Source organism: Halobacillus massiliensis (assembly GCF_900166625.1).
GTDB lineage: Bacteria > Bacillota > Bacilli > Bacillales > Halobacillaceae > Halobacillus_A > Halobacillus_A massiliensis.
The window spans coordinates 1109448-1126396 of the sequence record NZ_LT800499.1; the positions used below are offsets into that span (position 1 = coordinate 1109448).

The window sequence follows — 16949 nt, forward strand, 5'->3', positions numbered from 1 at the left end:
AGTCTCGCCATTTCCCAGCCTCTTTACCAGTGGTAGTATAAACGGACCGCTGTAGTTTCAGTAACCGCTATTAAGGAAATAGTCTTTTCTTACTCTGTGTTCCGTTACTCCTAATAAACGCAAAGGGCCAGGGGAAACGGCGAGACTCCTATGGGAGAAGAGAACAGGGTGAGCTCCCGGAGGGCTAAAAGCCCGAGGAAGCTCAGCGTTCGCCCATGGAAAGCGAGCCTTTCCCCAGGCACGGCTATCAATATCAAGGTAAACGGAACAAGTTATTTCCTTCAACTTTCTACCGGATTTTTCCTCACTATTCCAATGTTTTTTACTTACATAAAAGGCCTGGTGAATCGGCGAATCCTATGGGAGAAGCTCAGCGTTCGCCCATGGAAAGCGAGTCTTTCCCCAGGCACGCTTCTCATTCAAGGTAAACGGAACTTTCTCCTGGCCAGGAATGAAGCAAACAGATCAAGTTTGAGGAACAACAAAGACAAAACAGGTGGGAAAATCACCTTCCAACCAGAAGTTGTTATCCCGGAGTGACTACTAATAGTACCTGTTGATCCCCGTGATTATAAAGAACCATTTTGCAGCCTGTCGATAGCAGAGAGAGGCTTTTTTGCTGTAAAGAGAGATGAAAGTATAATGGAAAATTCTTGCGCAAATAGTACATATCATGTACTATTTAACTATCATTTAGTACAGGAGGTGTACTAATGTCGAAAGAGTTACGAGAAGCTTATGTAAAATTCAATGAAGCGATGTGGGGGATTAATACGTATGTAGCCCAGATTCTCTCATCCCATGAAACATTGAGCCGGTATTCCCAGCAGCAGATGGAGACATTAAGAATCATTAAACAGAATCCAAAAATATCTCAAAATGAAATTGCAGCTATTCAAGGGGTTTTCAAAACAGCCATTTCGAATCGAATCAAGAAGCTGAAGGAAGACGGGCTTATCCATATTACTTCAGACAAAGATCAGAGAAAGAAATCTGTATCTCTCACACAAGAAGGAATGCAGCTGCTCGATCTGTCCGAGGAAGTTGTTTACGGAAAACTTAATGAATTGTTTGAGGATCATTTTTCCAAAGAAGAAGTCATCTATTTCACTAAACAGCTTGATGAAGCAGCAAAGCTTCTGAAGAAGTAAAGGGTTTTCCAGCCTTTACTTAACAACCATAAATCTACTGAAAAGAAAGGGATGCTTCATAAATGAGTGAAGTCACAAATATTCCACAGCCTAAAACCTTTGGTCCACTTGGCAATGTACCTTTAATTGATAAAGATAAACCGATATTATCACTGATTAAGCTTGCGGAAGAACAGGGGGAAATTTTCAAACTGCAAACTACCGGCGATCCAGCGACAATTGTTTCTGGACATCGCCTTGTAGAGGAAGTTTGTGATGAATCCCGCTTTAATAAGAGCATTCAAGGACCTTTAGAAAAAGTGAGGGCATTCGGTGGGGACGGTTTATTCACGAGCTGGACACACGAGAAAAATTGGAAAAAAGCCCATAATATTTTGATGCCTACATTCAGTCAGAGGGCGATGAAGGATTATCATGAAAAGATGGTTGATATTGCCGTACAGCTTGTACAGAAGTGGGAGCGGCTGAATCCTAATGAAACCATTGATGTACCGCAGGATATGACCCGGCTTACTCTTGATACCATTGGATTATGCGGATTCAATTATCGATTTAACAGTTATTATAGAGAAGTGCCGCATCCTTTCATTACCAGCATGGTGCGCGCTCTTGATGAAGCGATGCATCAAAACAATCGATTGGAATTGCAGGATAAACTTATGATCCGCTCGAAGCGGCAGTTTAATCATGATATTCAAGTGATGAACAGCTTAGTCGACCGCATTATTGCAGAGCGCAAGGAAGGGAGAAACGAGCAGGAAAATGACCTGCTTTCACGTATGCTGAATGTGAAAGACCCTGAAACCGGTGAAAATCTCGATGATGAAAACATTCGCTTTCAAATTATTACTTTTCTCATTGCCGGTCATGAAACAACAAGCGGCCTGCTTTCCTTTGCTTTATACTATTTAATAAAAAATCCTGAAAAATTACAGAAGGCTTATGAAGAAGTGGATGAAGTATTAACAGGACCTGTACCTACTTATAAGCAGGTTACGAAGCTTAAGTATGTACGAATGATTTTAAATGAAGCGCTTCGTTTATGGCCGACAGCTCCTGCTTTTAGTCTTTATGCCAATGAAGATACGGTAATCGGCGGGAAGTATCCTATTAATGCAAACGAAAGAGTGACGGTTCTCATCCCACAGCTGCACCGCGATAAGGAAGCATGGGGAGAAGATGCGGAAGAGTTTCGTCCTGAACGATTTGAAGATCAGGAAAAAGTACCTCACCATGCGTATAAGCCGTTTGGAAATGGACAGCGGGCCTGTATCGGCATGCAGTTTGCTTTACATGAAGCGACGCTTGTCTTAGGTATGCTCCTTCAGCACTTTGAGTTTATTGACCACAAACAATATGAACTGGACATTAAACAGACCTTAACCTTAAAGCCGGGAGACTTTACGATTCAAGTGAAGCCGCGGAAGAAAACAAACTTCGTCCCAGTAGAACATAAGCAGGAAGACGATTATCCTGAGAAAAAGGAACAAGAAGAGCAGGCTCCGTCGATAATTGGTTTGGATGACCGTCCTTTACTTGTGCTTTACGGTTCAGATACCGGCACCGCAGAAGGAGTGGCACGTGAGCTTGCGGATCAGGCTTCTCTTCGCGGGGTGCGAACAGAAGCTGCCGCTTTAAATGACCGAATTGGATCACTACCAAAAGAAGGAGCGGTTCTAATCGTCACTTCTTCTTATAATGGACAGCCGCCAAGTAATGCCGGCCAGTTTGTTCAGTGGCTGAAAGAGCTCAAAGCTGAGGAGCTTGATGGTGTGCAATATGCTGTATTTGGCTGTGGTGATCACAACTGGGCAAGCACCTACCAGGATGTCCCGAGATTAATAGATGAAATGCTTGCTCAAAGTGGGGCCCATCGGTTTTCAAATCGCGGGGAAGGCGATGTGAGCGGAGATTTTGAAGAAGACCTGGATCAGTGGAAACAGCAGATGTGGTCAGACGCTGTTGAGACCTTTGGCCTGCAGGTGAATGAAAATGCAGCTAAAGAACAGAGCGCTTTAAGTCTTGAATTCGTAAAAGGCATCGGAGGATCTCCTCTCGCCCGCACGTATGAAGCTGTTTCAGCAGAGGTTTCCAAAAATACAGAACTCCAGTCAACTGAAAGCGGAAGAAGCACGAGGCATGTTGAGATCGCACTTCCAGAAGGGGTAACTTACCAGGAGGGAGACCATCTGGGAATACTGCCTGGCAATAATAAAGAGAACGTCTATCGTGTTCTAACACGATTTAAGTTAAATGACAACGACCAGGTTATGCTAACAGCAAGCGGCATCAGTGCCCCACATCTGCCATTGGACCAGCCGGTCAGCTTGAAAGACCTTCTGACCTACAGTGTAGAATTGCAGAATGCGGCAACACGTGCTCAAATTCGGGAGCTGGCGGCTTATACTGTCTGTCCTCCTCATAAAATCGAACTTGAAGCTTTGCTGGAAGAAGGGGTTTACCAGAAGAGTGTATTAAGGACACGTATTTCCATGCTGGATTTACTGGAAAAGTATGAGGCTTGTGAAATGCCGTTTGAGAAGTTTATCGAATTACTGCCTTCGCTAAAACCGAGGTATTATTCTATTTCCAGTTCACCGAGCATGAGCCCTCATACGGCAAGTGTAACAGCAGCTGTCGTTCATGGACCTGCCTGGAGCGGTAAGGGACATTACTCAGGAGTTGCCTCTAATTACCTGGCCGAATGTCAGCCGGGAGAAGATGTGATGATGTTTATCCGTACACCTGAATCCAATTTTCAACCTCCTGAAGACCCAGCGACACCTATGATAATGGTAGGACCGGGTACAGGTGTAGCTCCATTTCGTGGATTTCTTCAAAGACGATCTGTGATGCAGCAGAAAGGGAAGGAATTGGGTGAAGCTCATCTCTACTTTGGCTGTCGAAATGAGCTGGACTTTATCTATAAGGAAGAGTTCCAGAAATATGAAGAAGAAGGGATTGTCAACCTTCATACGGCTTTTTCACGCAAAGAAGAGTCACCAAAAACTTACGTGCAGCACTTAATGAAAAAAGAAGCTGAGATGCTCATCTCGATTCTTGAGCAGGGCGGCCGCCTCTATGTTTGCGGAGATGGAAGCCAAATGGCTCCTGATGTAGAAGCTTCCTTGAAGAATGCTTATGCTGATATTCATGAAACAGACGCAACAACAGCGGACGAATGGCTGAATCAGCTGCAAAAAGACGGTCGATATGCGAAAGATGTATGGGCTGGAATTTAAAAAAATAAAAAGTGCGATTTCTCCTTAAGTGGAGGATCGCATTTTTTACTTTCTCGTACTCACAATAAATATACTACAAAAAAAAAGCATGCTCGATGTGCCCCGGCCGGGCATTAAAATTCTATTCCTCAGGGTATCTGTATTAATATGAGGAAAAGGAGGAATGGAAAATGTCAGTGTTCGATTACAAAGTAAAGAAAAGTAATGGAGAGGATTTCCCGCTTTCTACTTATCAAGGAGACGTCCTTCTCATCGTAAACACCGCATCCAAGTGCGGATTTGCTAATCAATTCGAAGGTCTCGAAGAATTGCACCAAAAGTATAATGATGACGGCTTGCGTGTGCTTGGTTTTCCAAGCAACCAATTTATGAATCAGGAGCCGGTCTCTGATGATGAAATGGAACAGGCGTGTAAAGTGAATTTCGGCGTAACTTTCCCGCTTTTTAAGAAAATTAATGTGAAAGGAAAAGACGCCGATCCCCTATTTAAGCATTTAAAAGAACAGCAAAAAGGTTTTTTAAATGAAGAAATTAAGTGGAACTTTACTAAGTTTCTCGTCGATCGTGAAGGAAATGTCGTAAACCGCTACGCTCCAAAGGACAAGCCTAAAGAAATCGAGGATGATATTCAAAACCTTCTGTAAGCATTCAGATGTTCATGATCCGGGAAGCCATACCATCCATAGAATTTTGCCAGCTGATCATTTGAATCAGCTGGCTTTTTTAAATAATTTTATATGCATCCGTTTACAAATGTTTACAGGATTCCCTGGAGAGGTAATTCCCTTACATACACAAAAAATGATTCAAGACAAAGGAGAATGAAAATGGATATTCATAAGCGACAGCTCGGCGGGCAGCCGAAACAGACACAATCGAAGCAGCCGGGAATTGAATCGGAGATGGATCCGCTTCCCGTCCAGCCGCTTGATTATAAAGGAGCAGAAAAGCTGAAAGGTCAAGTAGCCCTGATTACAGGTGGAGACAGCGGGATCGGACGTGCAGTGGCTATTGCTTATGCAAAAGAAGGAGCTCACATAGCGATAAACTTTGTCGACGGTGAAGAGAGTGATGCTGAGCAGACGAAGGAATGGATCGAACAGGAAGGTGTTGAATGTCTGTTTGTGCCTGGAGATATTACTGAAGAAGAGACATGTAAACAGTTAATCGAGAAAACAGTCGATCACTTTGGAAAGCTTGATATCCTCGTTAATAATTCTGCCGTGCAATATCCGACGGAGGATCTTCAGGATATCTCTTATGAACAGTGGGATAAGACGTTTAAAACAAATATTTACTCTATTTTTCATTTAACAAAATTCGCGCTTCCGCATTTAAAAGAGGGTAATTCAATTATCAATACAACTTCTGTAAACCCTTATAAAGGGAACCCTATGTTAATTGACTATACGGCGACTAAAGGAGCGATCGTCGGTTTTACCCGCAGCATGGCAGCTAGTCTTGTTGAAAAAGGCATCCGTGTCAATATGGTAGCGCCAGGACCAATCTGGACACCACTCATTCCATCCACATTTGATGAAGAAAAAGTCGGCGAATTCGGAACAGATACACCAATGAACCGACCAGGCCAGCCTTCCGAATTGGTAGGTCCATATGTTCTCTTAGCTTCAAAAGAAGGTTCCTACATGACCGGCCAGTGCATTCATGTAAACGGCGGCCAAATTATGACATCTTAAGAAAGGAGGCCGTTTAGCATGAGTTTGCAAGAATTATCAGAACGAGAGGTTCAGCGAAAAACGAATGAATATTTTCAAATGGCAGATGTCATTTTAAGTGATGAAGAAATTCAATCCATCCAGGTAAATGATTTTGGACTGAACCGCCTGGATGAGCTCGGCCTTCAACTGTTTGTATATATCAATACAGACCGCTACTGTGCTAAAGAATGGGTGCTGTTTCCGCGCCAGACATGTCCGGAGCACCTGCACCCGCCAGTAACGGAAGGGGATCCGGGTAAAGAAGAAACCTTCCGCGTGAAGTTCGGCACTGTTTACTTATATGTAGAAGGTGAACCAACAGAGAATCCGAAAACCGAGCCGCCAGAAGAAGATAAAGAACATTTTACCGCAGCACACGAAGTAATTCTGACGGCAGGCGACCAATATACGATCCCGCCCAACACCAGGCATTGGTTTCAGGCTGGGGAAGCTGGAGCGGTTACGGCAGAATATTCTTCCCCAAGTACGGACGATTACGACATTTTTACACATTCGGATATTTAAAGAAAAGAAAGCAGAGCCTGTGAGGTTCTGCTTTCTTTTTTTAAATTAACGAAACCAATCAACAAGTGCAATCATGCAAAGCAGACCGCCTAAGAAAGAAAAAGTCGCTGCACGTTCATAGCCGTGACCATGGGTTTCAGGGATCAGTTCTTTATAAACAATAAACAGCATCGCCCCTGCGGCAAAAGCCAGCCCATAAGGAACGAGAAATAAGGCTGTGCTGATTAAATAGTAGCCGAGAAGGCTTGAAAGCAGTTCGATTACTCCGGTAAAAACCGCTAATGAAACTGCCGTAAGCTTGTTTACCTTTTGATTAACAAGGAACAGCGCGACAAGAAAACCTTCTGGAGCGTTTTGAAGTCCCATCGATAACGCGACAACAAGGCCGAGGTTTTCTACTTCACTGCCAAGGCTTGCCCCGACAGAAAGCCCTTCAGGAATATTGTGCAGCGTCATCGCTGCAACGAGCATAAAGGATTGATGAGGCAGTATTTTACCCGCCTGTCCATGATCGAGATCCTGGTGAGGAATGACATACTCCAGTACATTGAGCAGAAAAGCTCCTAATAAAACACCAAAAGCTAATACATATATATTTGTTAATTTCAACGAAGTCGGGATCAAACCGTAAGCGGCTGCTGAAACCATAATTCCTGCAGTAAAAGCAAGAATCATATCCATCTGTCTGTGGGAAATACGGCGGATGAGCAGAACAGGACAGGCGCCGATGCCTGTTGCAAGAGCACATAATGCCATTGTTAATATTTCTATTTCCATTAGCTTCCCCCGTCCAGTCACAGCTTTTTACACTATATGCTTCTTTCTTAAGTAAAAGAAGCACTTGTCTTAAATATTAGGGCAGCTATCCTCCTCATTTAGTCCAAGCACACATTTCTAAAATTAATAAGATAACAGTAATTGGGGAAAAGGAGGAAATGGCAATCGTGGAAAAAAACAATGAGCAATTTCATGACGAGGAAGTAATAGCGGAGGAAGAACCCTTACTAGAAGAGGAAGAGCTAAGTGAAACTCTAATGGATGCGTTAAATTTTTTGCTCCCTTTAATGGACGATTCAGCAGAGTCTAAAGAACATGAAGGGGCTGATGATCGTTCATGTGCACCTAAATGCTGTTTTGGCGGAATCAGTTCAGAAGCAATCAGACCTTGCCTGCTTCATTATACCTATCTATGGCTTAGAAATGAGGAGCAGTTCTGGTTTTATCCTACACTTTTAGATGAAAAATCCTTGGCAGGATACCGCTGGGGTGGTTCCAGCTGGGAATATTATGGAGTAAGTCTGCAGCAAATTCAGTCGTTTACTTGCGTAGAAGAGGAAGAATAGTGTAATGGAAGCTTTTTATAAGCTTCCATTATTTTTTTGTTTTCGCGAGCGGAATTGAATCAATAAAGTAGCTGCATGGACGTGCATTCTCTTCTCCATGAAAGTGGAGCTCATGCCGGATGAAGAAGATGTGAGAAACTGCGGTTCGTTTTCCCACAGTTATGTATTTTAGAAGAATTTTTGAATGAAGGAGAGCTTTAAGTGAAAACTACTGAAGAGGTGATTTTATGAGTAAAGAACAAAAGAAGACATTTAAAATGCCCATTGAAGCTGATGCTAAAGGTGAAATCGGCATGCAGAATTCCGTGAAGTCCGGCCAGCTCTTTGACGTGGAAGAAGAGCTTTCTGGAGATTCTGTAAATGAACATAATCAGCTGGAAGCATTTAATGAAGATCAGGCCGAAAAGGAAATCGGTCAAATTAATAATAATTCCTAACTTAATAGAGCACGGATTTCACTGGGATTACGAGGAAAATGAATAATTTTGGTCGTTAAGCTTACACTAATAATGCCTTTTTACAATAAAGGGCATGGAAAACAATTAAGGAAAAGGGTAAATTGTTTATGAGCCAGCCTAATTTTATGTACGTCATTGGGATCGTATCCTACATTTCCTGGGTTTTGCACTTGATGTTTAACCCCAGTCCTTATGAAGCCGCCGTCTTAAACGAAGGCTGGCTGTATCTTATTATCGCCGTTCCCGTCTATTTTATGTGTGTGTTTTTCTATGGATGGATGGAAAATAAGGGCTCAGAAAGTGCCGATATTATTTCTGATCAGGACCCGGTAAACTAAATAGCCATTTGTCTGTAAAAGCACGCTATCCGCGTGCTTTTACTCTTGAAGAATGACCCGATCTTTTTCTGATAGTGATAAAGACAAAAAAGGAAGGTAAGGACACGCTGTTAACGGTGTGTTCTTTTTTTGATTTTTTGAAACGTCAGTCCGTTCAATACGTAGAAAAATGTAAAGGAAGAATTGGGGGATTTTATGATTGGGATTCATGTGAAAGACAAGGATGATGCTATTTTAGTAACCTGGCAGCTCAGTAAAGTAGAGATTCCAAAATATGAGATTCTTGAAGTTTTGAACGATGACAGTTTTAGCGGTGAGGACGCGGCTGCTTATAGATTAGGGTTTCCTTATGGAACTACGGAAAGAATTATAATTATAACGAAGAAAGAGAACTATGTACTTTTTACGAATGATACGAACTTGAAGAACAAAATTGAACGGATGATATAGGGGATGGAAAGTAAGATAAATCCAAAATTTATTTCTTTTATAACTACATTTATCTTCATTGTTTTAGCGAATATATTATCTGATGAATTTGGATGGCTGATGACTATCTTATTGTTATTGCCGCTTCTCGTTTTACTATCAGCTATACAATCCACATTCTTAATAAATAGAGATTATCTCGTTCACCAAACCTTCCTTTTTAAGTGGCCGATATTAAGAAGGACAGTGTATCCTGAACAGGTTCAATCCATTAAATTTGTTCGGATTGGCTGGGCCCAAAAAGCAGCGGTTATAAAAATGAAAAACTCGAGAAATATCAGGCTTGGCGTGCTCGCACGCACAGAAGGCTATGACCATTTAGTGAGATTCGGAGAGGGAAATAATATAAACGTTATTAAAACAAAGGATTATTTAACATTAGAAAGAAGGAAGTAGCTAAATGCTGTCGTATGGGAGATCGAGGAAATGTCCCTCTTTCGATCTAAATTCAGAGAAAAAGAAAGCATGATTAGAGTTTTTTTTAGGAATATAATTGATTATTTCTTTCCTCTTCATTAGAATAAAGATATGAAACTGATTTCATATTATGGAGTGATGAAGTGTGCCAACGATTTCCGATGTCGCTAAACTGTCAGGGCTGTCTAAAGCTACAGTTTCGCGAGTAATCAACAACCATCCCTACATTTCTAAAGAAAAAAGAGAACGCGTAGAACAAGCAATGAAAGAGTTGGGATATGTGCCCAATCCTTATGCAAGAAGGCTCCGAGGCACACTGACAAGTACGATTGGCGTGATCGTTCCGAGAATAGTCAATCCCTTTTTCTCATATTTAATTAATTCCATTGAGCAGTCGGCTTTTAAAAATAATTATCAAGTGCTTATGTTTCAAAGTAATGAAAACAAAGAAAAGGAACTATATTTTTTAAACCTTTTAAAGAATCGTCAAGTTGATGGTATCGTGATGGCGGCTATTGAAAACGATTGGGAAGTGATTGAGCCTTACACCCAATATGGTCCCATTGTGCTTTGTAATGAATATCTTAATAAAGCAAATGTTCCTACGGTCAGGCTTGATCAGGTAAAGGGAGCCTATATAGGAATAAGGCACCTAATTGAAAAGGGTCACACAAAGATCGCTTATTGTACAGGTGGTCTATTTGCCGAAGATGGAAAAGATAAAGATCGCAATAAAGGTTACCAGCAGGCGTTAGAGGAAGCGGGGCTTACTATTAACCCGAATTGGATTTTTATTAATAAACATACAATGGAAGATGGAAAAAGTGTCTTAAAGAAGATGATGGCCATGAGCGATAGACCTACAGCCATTTTCACTGGAAGTGACGAGATAGCTGCAGGAGTAATTATTGCCGCAAAGCAAAAAGGTGTCAGAGTACCTGAGGATGTAGCAGTCATTGGATTTGATGATCAGCCTGCCGCTGAAATGATTGATCCTAAACTGACAACGATACGCCAGCCGATTGAAGAGATGGGAGAGAAAGCGGTCGAGCAGTTAATTTTGCAGATGAACAATAATGGGGCAGCAGTTGAAATTATTGAATTACCAGTGGAATTACAAGTTAGAGATTCAACATAATTTCGTAAAACAATCAGAAAAATTAAAAAACTATTGAAACCGATATCATACCTGTGTATAATACAAAGTAATTAAACAGAAAGTGTGATATCGGAACAAACGTAATATTTTTTTCGCCTTTTGTGAAACCGATATCACACGAAGTTAATTCACTCGTTAAGAAGTTATTAGTTCAGTTGAATGTAAGCACTATTTTGGATTTTTATTTTTTGGTGTTTTGTGAAACCGATATCATAAAAAGGAGTGGTTCAAGTAATGAAGAAAATTTTATCGGCTGTATTCGTTTCTTGTTTTGTTTTAGGGGGATGTTCGTTTTCTTCAGGATCAGATGGTGGGTCTGAAGATCAGCTCACAATCGAAATCTATCAAGGTAAAGTAGAATTCAAAGATCAGTTTGAAGAGCTGGCAAAAGAATATGAGAAAGAAAATCCTAACGTTAATATTGAAATTACCAGTGTTGGCGGAGGAAATGATTATGCCGGAACGTTAAAGACCAGGTTTGCCTCAGGAGATGAGCCGGAAATTTTCAGTGTTGCCGGGCCCACTGAAGCTCAAAATTTCGAAGATAATCTAGCAGATCTATCGGATACAAAGGCAGCAGATGCAGCTCTTGAAGGAACATTAGAGCCCGTTACAAAAGATGGTGAAGTTCAAGGACTTCCTTTTAACCAGGAAGGATACGGGTTAATTTATAACAAGCAAATCTTTGAAGAAGCAGGAGTTAACCCTGATGATATCTTGACATATGAAGATTTAGAATCGGCAGTGGAGAAGCTGGATCGCCAAAAAGAAGAATTAGGCATTGAGGCTGTGTTTGCCTTTCCGGCAAAAGAGAAGTGGGTTCCTGGAAACCATTTATCTAATGTGTTTATAGCTCCTGAATTTGACCAGAAAGTATTAAATGCCTTTGAGTCAGAGAGCGTAGAGCTTGAAAAAGGAGAAGAATTTCAAAGAATGGTAGATTTACAAAATGAATATTCCATTCAGCCGACGTTAACTCTGGATTACTCACAGCAAGTAGAGCAGTACTTCTCTTTGGGTAAAACAGCGATCATTCAGCAGGGAAACTGGATTTATCCTTCTGTTGAGCAGATGGATCCTGAATTTGCGGAAGAAAATATGGGGATTCTTCCAATTCCTGTGGAAGGTTTTGAAGGGAAAATGCCGGTTGGAATCCCTAATTACTGGGGTGTGAATAAGAACAATGATGACGCGACGATTCAGGCTTCTAAGGACTTTATTGATTGGATGTATACTTCCGAAACAGGTAAAGAAGCAGTCCTCAAAGATTTTAAATTTATTCCGGCCTATGAAGGGTTTGATACAGACAAAATTTCAGATCCTTTGTCTAAAGAAATTTACCAATACGCTTCTGAAGGAAATACGATCGGCTGGGTGCTCCTTGGATATCCGGGTACGTGGGGCGATGACTTGGGATCCTACATCCAGCAGTATGTAAGCGGTGATATTACATGGGAAGAGGTAGAAAACAAAGCAGTTACTAGATGGGAAAATTACAGGCAGGAATAAGAGAATTAAAATTAGAGCTGACAGCTTTATGCTGTTGGCTCTCATCATTTAAATATATAGGAGGATTTTATGAGCAATCGAACCTTCTCTTTCTGGTTATTTCTCTCTCCCGTTCTTTTCGGTTTAGGGATCGTTGTAGTTGTACCGTTTGTATATGGATTTATTTATTCTTTTACAGACTGGAATGGTTTAAGAGTTAATAATTTTCTAGGTTTGCAAAACTATATCCGTTTATTTCAGGAAGGTGAGTTTTTAAACGCTGTTTGGTTTACGACCAAGTTTGCGATTGTAGCCGTGATTCTGCTGAATATTTTTGGCTTGGCGCTGGCGTTAATCGTTACACGCAATATTAAAACCAACAGTCTATTACGTACAATCTTCTTTATGCCGAACTTAATTGGAGGCTTAATCTTAGGGTTCATCTGGCAGTTTATTTTTATCAGTGTATTTGGAGATGTAGCCGAACTCACCGGTATAGAAGGCTTAAACGGATGGCTTTCGACGGCCAACACCGGGTTTTGGGGGATTGTGATTCTAACATGCTGGCAGATGGCCGGTTACATTATGATCATTTATATTGCTTACTTAGAAAATATCCCGAAAGATTTAATTGAAGCGGCTAAAATTGATGGGGCCAGTGCTTTTCAACGGTTTAAGAACATTACCTTTCCGTTAGTGGCTCCTGCTTTTACGATCAGTATGTTCTTAACGCTTTCCATGTCCTTTAAAATTTATGACCAAAACTTGTCGCTTACAAATGGCGGACCGGCTAACCAAACACAGATGGTAGCCATGGATATTGTCAATACCGCCTTTTCCGATAATGACATGGCCTATGCCCAGGCGAAAGCCGTGATCTTCTTCTTGATTGTATCCGTTGTAGCTCTTACGCAAGTATATTACAACAAGAAGCGGGAGGTGGAGATGTAATGAAAAAGAATAACGAAAAGAGAAATATATATTCCATCGAAGTTTTAGGAATCATGCTTGGCCTGTTGTGGATTGCTCCCTTTTATTTAATGATCGTCAACGCCTTTAAGACAAAGCGGGATATTTTCTCTGGGGTTCTCGGTCTGCCGGAAGAGTGGATTACAGAAAACTTTGTGGAAGCTTTTCTTGATTTAGAGTTTCTTCAATCTTTATTCAATTCTGTGATGATTACGGTGCTGAGTGTGGCCGTTATCATTATTTTCTCAGCTATGGCTGGTTATGCTCTCCAGCGAAATAAAAGTAAACTCAGCGGGATTATGTTTTTCGTTTTTGTTGCCGCGATGTTGATTCCATTCCAATCCGTAATGATCCCGCTCATCGCCCTGTTTGGACAGGCGGATATGCTTAATGCCGGCGGGCTGATCTTTATGTATTTAGGATTTGGCTGCAGCCTTTCGATATTTTTGTACCATGGCGCGATGACCGGTGTATCCAAGTCAATGGATGAAGCGGCCATTATTGATGGAGCTAACCGTTTTCAATTATTCTGGTTTATTATTTTCCCGCTGCTTAAACCAATCTCAGTTACTGTCGGCATTCTGAACGTTATTTGGATTTGGAATGACTACCTGCTTCCTTCGCTGGTACTTAATGAATCCAATGCTACGATTCCTTTAAAAATGTTTTATTTCTTCGGTCAGTATACGAAGCAGTGGCACCTGGCGCTTGCCGGTTTAACGATCGCGATTATTCCTGTAATTATCGGTTACTTCTTTGCCCAGAAACAAATTATCCAGGGTGTTTCAGAAGGTGCAGTTAAATAGTTTAAGTGGAGGTTGTAATATGAAAAGGCATTGGTGGAAAGAAGCTGTCGCCTATCAAATATACCCCCGGAGTTTTATGGATTCCAATGGGGATGGGATTGGCGATATTCAAGGGATCAATTCTAAGCTGGACTATCTTTTAGATTTGGGTATTGATGTTATCTGGATATGCCCTGTTTACAAGTCTCCAAACGATGATAATGGTTATGATATTAGTGATTTTAAAGATATAATGGACGAATTTGGGACAATGGAAGATTTCCAGCACCTGCTTAAAGAAATTCATAAACGAAATATGCGGTTAATCATGGATTTAGTCATTAATCATACTTCTGACGAACATCCTTGGTTTATTGAATCAAAATCGTCGAAAGATAATCCGTACAGGGACTATTATATATGGCGGCCTGGGAAGGAAGGGAAGGAACCAAATAACTGGGCTTCTATTTTTGAAGGGTCGGTCTGGGAACTGGATGAAACTACTGAAGAGTACTACATGCATATTTTCTCCCGGAAACAGCCGGATTTAAACTGGGAAAATCAGCAGGTGAGGGAAGATTTATATGAAATGATTAATTGGTGGCTTGATAAAGGAATAGACGGTTTCCGAATTGATGCCATTTCCCATATTAAGAAAGCACCTGGTTTTCTGGACCTTCCCAACCCGGAAGAAGAGGAATTCGTCTGCTCATTTGACGGCCATAGGAATCAAGAAGGAATCCACGAATTTTTAAAGGAACTCAACAGCCGGACATTTTCCCGCTACGACATTATGACTGTGGGGGAAGCAAATGGTGTGAGTGTGGATGAGGCTAAAGAATGGGTCGGGGAACAAGAAGGAAAGTTTCATATGATTTTTCAATTCGAACATACTGACTTATGGGGGAAAAATGGCAGCAAACGACCAGATATCCATAAGCTTAAAAATATTTTTGAAAAATGGCAGACTACACTACATGGTTCGGGATGGAATGCTTTATTTTTGGAAAACCATGATCTTCCCCGTTCAATATCTGTGTTAGGAAATGATGAGGAGTATCGTGAAGTTTCCAGTAAATGTTTAGCGGTCTTTTATTTTCTAATGCAGGGAACCCCTTTTATTTACCAAGGTCAGGAAATTGGGATGACAAACGTTAATTTTTCATCCATTGAGGACTATGACGACGTGGCCGCTAAAAATTTATATCATCACGAGATTGAAAATGGAAAGAAGCATGAGGAAGTGATGGAGGCCATTTGGTATAACGGAAGGGATAATTCCCGCACACCGATACAGTGGAGTGGAGACGAAAATGCAGGCTTTACTTCCGGAGTCCCCTGGTTAAAGATCAATCCTAATTATAAAGCAATCAATGTAGAAAGCTCTTTGCAAGAGAGAGACTCTATTTTTCACTTTTATAAGAGGCTTATTCAGCTTCGAAAAAAGTATCCTGCTTTAATTTATGGTGACTTTGAACTTGTACTTCCTGAGCATGACCAAATATTTGCCTATCGCAGAACCCTGGAAAAAGAGGAAATTCTAATTATCACCAATCTGTTTGAAGGAAAAATAGAATTTAATTTGTCAGAGTCCGGGATAGATGAAGGCTCACTCGAATTGTTAATAAGTAATTATCATGGTTTTGAAGAAAAGGTATGGAAGCCATTTGAAGCAAGAGTATACAGGTTTACGTAAAATATCGTATAGGATTTTTATGATTTTACTTAAGTATTTTATTAAACTGTCCTTGCTGGTATAATCTGATCAATTTGTATTCTCTTCTAGCAATACCTGCAGTTTTTGTCGGGTTTTCTTGGTGTATTCTCCTTTTGCAAAGAAGGAAAAGCCATTCCTTTCGTTGAATAAGTTATAGAAAAGGAGAATGAGTCTTATGAAAAAGATCAGGATTGATAAGGTCTTCCGTGTAGACAGTAACGAAGAAGTTGATTTCAAAAAAGGTCTGCTGCTGATCGATGATAAGGCTATCCAATCAAACTGGACGGTCAGCTTATCCGACGTAAAGGATCCAGGCAGCTTTCAAGCTGAGGACTCGTCCTATCACTTGCGTTTAACAGACAGAATGGGACACACCTATGTGGGGACGGCAGGGACAGATTTAATATCTAACGATGGCTCAGTGCTGATGGTTTCAAAGGGAGATTTAACCGAAGAAGCCTGAAGCTTGTCTTCATAAAAGGAGATAGACACACAGATAGTGTCTATCTCTTTTTTAACGATAAGCATACGGATAATAACGAAACGGCGGGGTGTGATAAGAGGGTTGATTCCGCTCACAATTCTCGTACGGACCAATATAGGCGGCAGGCTGAACAGGTTCTGTCGTCTTGATCCACTGCTGCTCATCCATGCAGTACGTATGGGCCATCACCTGGCTCGGAGTAAATTTAAGGATATCAGAGCCTAAGATTACCTGCGGCACAGGTGCGTTAAAAATAGCGAGCAGATGAGTATTATCTTCAAGCGCCTGCTCATAGTGCCACCAGCCCTGCGGGACGTTGGTAACCTGCCCGGGAGTAATAGTGAAATTGATTATTTCCTGAGTGAATGGGTTTAAGATGGAGACTTGAGCAGAACCCGAAATGCAGTATACCAATTCGGCAGCGTTTTGGTGGTAATGAGGCTCCACGACATTGTTTTTGCTTAAAAAGATATCGAGCAGGGAAGAATTGTCCAATGTATTCAGTTGGTTGACCCCAAGCACGTTTATCAAGTTCTGATCATTCTTTTTAAAAAGCGGACTTTGATTAACGTCAAACCAAAATTGGGCAGACGGTGAGGAATAATCCATGTATTTAGTCATTGCTGATCACCTCTCAGACGTTAATAAGGAATAATGTACGGTATG

Annotated in this window: 18 protein-coding genes; 16 read left to right on the forward strand and 2 right to left on the reverse strand. The window is 41.2% G+C overall.

Annotation, left to right across the window (positions count from 1 at the left end; genetic code table 11):
- Positions 1-713 precede the first annotated feature (713 nt).
- The 5 genes from B7E06_RS05525 to B7E06_RS05550 all read left to right on the forward strand — a co-directional run bounded on the left by B7E06_RS05525 (position 714) and on the right by B7E06_RS05550 (position 6636).
- Complete coding sequence (locus B7E06_RS05525; protein ID WP_082233044.1) at positions 714-1151, forward strand: MarR family winged helix-turn-helix transcriptional regulator; 438 nt, start codon at positions 714-716, stop codon at positions 1149-1151.
- Positions 1152-1213: 62 nt separating this feature from the next.
- A complete protein-coding gene (locus tag B7E06_RS05530) occupies positions 1214-4393 on the forward strand; it encodes a bifunctional cytochrome P450/NADPH--P450 reductase (RefSeq protein ID WP_082233045.1) in 3180 nt (1059 codons plus the stop codon).
- A gap of 170 nt (positions 4394-4563) precedes the next feature.
- Entirely contained in the window at positions 4564-5037 is a 474-nt protein-coding gene (locus B7E06_RS05535; RefSeq protein WP_082233046.1) for a glutathione peroxidase, read from the forward strand.
- 183 nt (positions 5038-5220) lie between these two features.
- On the forward strand, positions 5221-6090 hold the full coding sequence (locus B7E06_RS05545; RefSeq protein WP_082233048.1) for an SDR family oxidoreductase: 870 nt from the start codon (positions 5221-5223) through the stop codon (positions 6088-6090).
- An 18-nt stretch (positions 6091-6108) separates the two neighbouring features.
- Positions 6109-6636, forward strand: a complete 528-nt coding sequence (locus B7E06_RS05550; protein WP_082233049.1) for a cupin domain-containing protein — start codon at positions 6109-6111, stop codon at positions 6634-6636.
- A 45-nt stretch (positions 6637-6681) separates the two neighbouring features.
- On the opposite strand, the gene B7E06_RS05555 is transcribed toward B7E06_RS05550, so the two are convergent.
- The gene (locus B7E06_RS05555) at positions 6682-7413 is read right to left on the reverse strand and encodes a ZIP family metal transporter (protein WP_082233050.1); all 732 of its coding nucleotides are present in this window, start codon (positions 7411-7413) and stop codon (positions 6682-6684) included.
- 158 nt (positions 7414-7571) lie between these two features.
- Between B7E06_RS05555 and B7E06_RS05560 the strand changes: the two genes are divergently transcribed.
- The 11 genes from B7E06_RS05560 to B7E06_RS05610 all read left to right on the forward strand — a co-directional run bounded on the left by B7E06_RS05560 (position 7572) and on the right by B7E06_RS05610 (position 16262).
- Positions 7572-7979 carry a hypothetical protein gene (locus tag B7E06_RS05560; RefSeq protein ID WP_143414460.1) on the forward strand — a complete coding sequence of 136 codons (408 nt, stop codon included), beginning with the start codon at positions 7572-7574 and terminating at the stop codon, positions 7977-7979.
- A gap of 227 nt (positions 7980-8206) precedes the next feature.
- Positions 8207-8416 (forward strand): hypothetical protein, encoded by a 210-nt coding sequence (locus tag B7E06_RS05565; protein WP_082233052.1) that lies wholly within the window; start codon positions 8207-8209, stop codon positions 8414-8416.
- A 128-nt stretch (positions 8417-8544) separates the two neighbouring features.
- Positions 8545-8775, forward strand: coding sequence for a hypothetical protein (locus B7E06_RS05570; protein ID WP_082233053.1), 231 nt, complete (start codon positions 8545-8547; stop codon positions 8773-8775).
- 195 nt (positions 8776-8970) lie between these two features.
- Positions 8971-9225, forward strand: a complete 255-nt coding sequence (locus B7E06_RS05575; protein ID WP_082233054.1) for a SunI/YnzG family protein — start codon at positions 8971-8973, stop codon at positions 9223-9225.
- A gap of 3 nt (positions 9226-9228) precedes the next feature.
- Positions 9229-9660, forward strand: coding sequence for a hypothetical protein (locus B7E06_RS05580; protein WP_082233055.1), 432 nt, complete (start codon positions 9229-9231; stop codon positions 9658-9660).
- Between the two features lie 166 nt (positions 9661-9826).
- Positions 9827-10819, forward strand: a complete 993-nt coding sequence (locus B7E06_RS05585; RefSeq protein WP_082233056.1) for a LacI family DNA-binding transcriptional regulator — start codon at positions 9827-9829, stop codon at positions 10817-10819.
- Positions 10820-11074: 255 nt separating this feature from the next.
- Entirely contained in the window at positions 11075-12349 is a 1275-nt protein-coding gene (locus tag B7E06_RS05590; protein WP_082233057.1) for an ABC transporter substrate-binding protein, read from the forward strand.
- A gap of 69 nt (positions 12350-12418) precedes the next feature.
- Positions 12419-13279 carry a carbohydrate ABC transporter permease gene (locus B7E06_RS05595; RefSeq protein WP_082233058.1) on the forward strand — a complete coding sequence of 287 codons (861 nt, stop codon included), beginning with the start codon at positions 12419-12421 and terminating at the stop codon, positions 13277-13279.
- Positions 13279-14103: a carbohydrate ABC transporter permease gene (locus tag B7E06_RS05600; protein ID WP_082233059.1), complete on the forward strand. Its 825-nt coding sequence runs from the start codon at positions 13279-13281 to the stop codon at positions 14101-14103. The genes B7E06_RS05595 and B7E06_RS05600 overlap by 1 nt, the downstream gene beginning before the upstream one ends.
- A gap of 19 nt (positions 14104-14122) precedes the next feature.
- Positions 14123-15778, forward strand: coding sequence for a glycoside hydrolase family 13 protein (locus B7E06_RS05605; protein WP_082233060.1), 1656 nt, complete (start codon positions 14123-14125; stop codon positions 15776-15778).
- Positions 15779-15974: 196 nt separating this feature from the next.
- Positions 15975-16262, forward strand: a complete 288-nt coding sequence (locus tag B7E06_RS05610) for a hypothetical protein (RefSeq protein ID WP_082233061.1) — start codon at positions 15975-15977, stop codon at positions 16260-16262.
- A gap of 51 nt (positions 16263-16313) precedes the next feature.
- Here B7E06_RS05610 and B7E06_RS05615 read toward each other — a convergent pair whose 3' ends face one another.
- Positions 16314-16904 carry a cupin domain-containing protein gene (locus B7E06_RS05615; protein ID WP_082233062.1) on the reverse strand — a complete coding sequence of 197 codons (591 nt, stop codon included), beginning with the start codon at positions 16902-16904 and terminating at the stop codon, positions 16314-16316.
- Positions 16905-16949: the final 45 nt, after the last annotated feature.

Excerpts from the sequence above, each read along its gene's own strand:
- B7E06_RS05525 (WP_082233044.1), top strand. The coding sequence starts at position 714 with ATGTCGAAAGAGTTACGAGAAGCTTATGTAAAATTCAATGAAGCGATG.
- B7E06_RS05530 (WP_082233045.1), top strand. The coding sequence starts at position 1,214 with ATGAGTGAAGTCACAAATATTCCACAGCCTAAAACCTTTGGTCCACTT.
- B7E06_RS05535 (WP_082233046.1), top strand. The coding sequence starts at position 4,564 with ATGTCAGTGTTCGATTACAAAGTAAAGAAAAGTAATGGAGAGGATTTC.
- B7E06_RS05545 (WP_082233048.1), top strand. The coding sequence starts at position 5,221 with ATGGATATTCATAAGCGACAGCTCGGCGGGCAGCCGAAACAGACACAA.
- B7E06_RS05550 (WP_082233049.1), top strand. The coding sequence starts at position 6,109 with ATGAGTTTGCAAGAATTATCAGAACGAGAGGTTCAGCGAAAAACGAAT.
- B7E06_RS05555 (WP_082233050.1), bottom strand. The coding sequence starts at position 7,413 with ATGGAAATAGAAATATTAACAATGGCATTATGTGCTCTTGCAACAGGC.
- B7E06_RS05560 (WP_143414460.1), top strand. The coding sequence starts at position 7,572 with ATGGCAATCGTGGAAAAAAACAATGAGCAATTTCATGACGAGGAAGTA.
- B7E06_RS05565 (WP_082233052.1), top strand. The coding sequence starts at position 8,207 with ATGAGTAAAGAACAAAAGAAGACATTTAAAATGCCCATTGAAGCTGAT.
- B7E06_RS05570 (WP_082233053.1), top strand. The coding sequence starts at position 8,545 with ATGAGCCAGCCTAATTTTATGTACGTCATTGGGATCGTATCCTACATT.
- B7E06_RS05575 (WP_082233054.1), top strand. The coding sequence starts at position 8,971 with ATGATTGGGATTCATGTGAAAGACAAGGATGATGCTATTTTAGTAACC.
- B7E06_RS05580 (WP_082233055.1), top strand. The coding sequence starts at position 9,229 with ATGGAAAGTAAGATAAATCCAAAATTTATTTCTTTTATAACTACATTT.
- B7E06_RS05590 (WP_082233057.1), top strand. The coding sequence starts at position 11,075 with ATGAAGAAAATTTTATCGGCTGTATTCGTTTCTTGTTTTGTTTTAGGG.
- B7E06_RS05595 (WP_082233058.1), top strand. The coding sequence starts at position 12,419 with ATGAGCAATCGAACCTTCTCTTTCTGGTTATTTCTCTCTCCCGTTCTT.
- B7E06_RS05600 (WP_082233059.1), top strand. The coding sequence starts at position 13,279 with ATGAAAAAGAATAACGAAAAGAGAAATATATATTCCATCGAAGTTTTA.
- B7E06_RS05605 (WP_082233060.1), top strand. The coding sequence starts at position 14,123 with ATGAAAAGGCATTGGTGGAAAGAAGCTGTCGCCTATCAAATATACCCC.
- B7E06_RS05610 (WP_082233061.1), top strand. The coding sequence starts at position 15,975 with ATGAAAAAGATCAGGATTGATAAGGTCTTCCGTGTAGACAGTAACGAA.
- B7E06_RS05615 (WP_082233062.1), bottom strand. The coding sequence starts at position 16,904 with ATGACTAAATACATGGATTATTCCTCACCGTCTGCCCAATTTTGGTTT.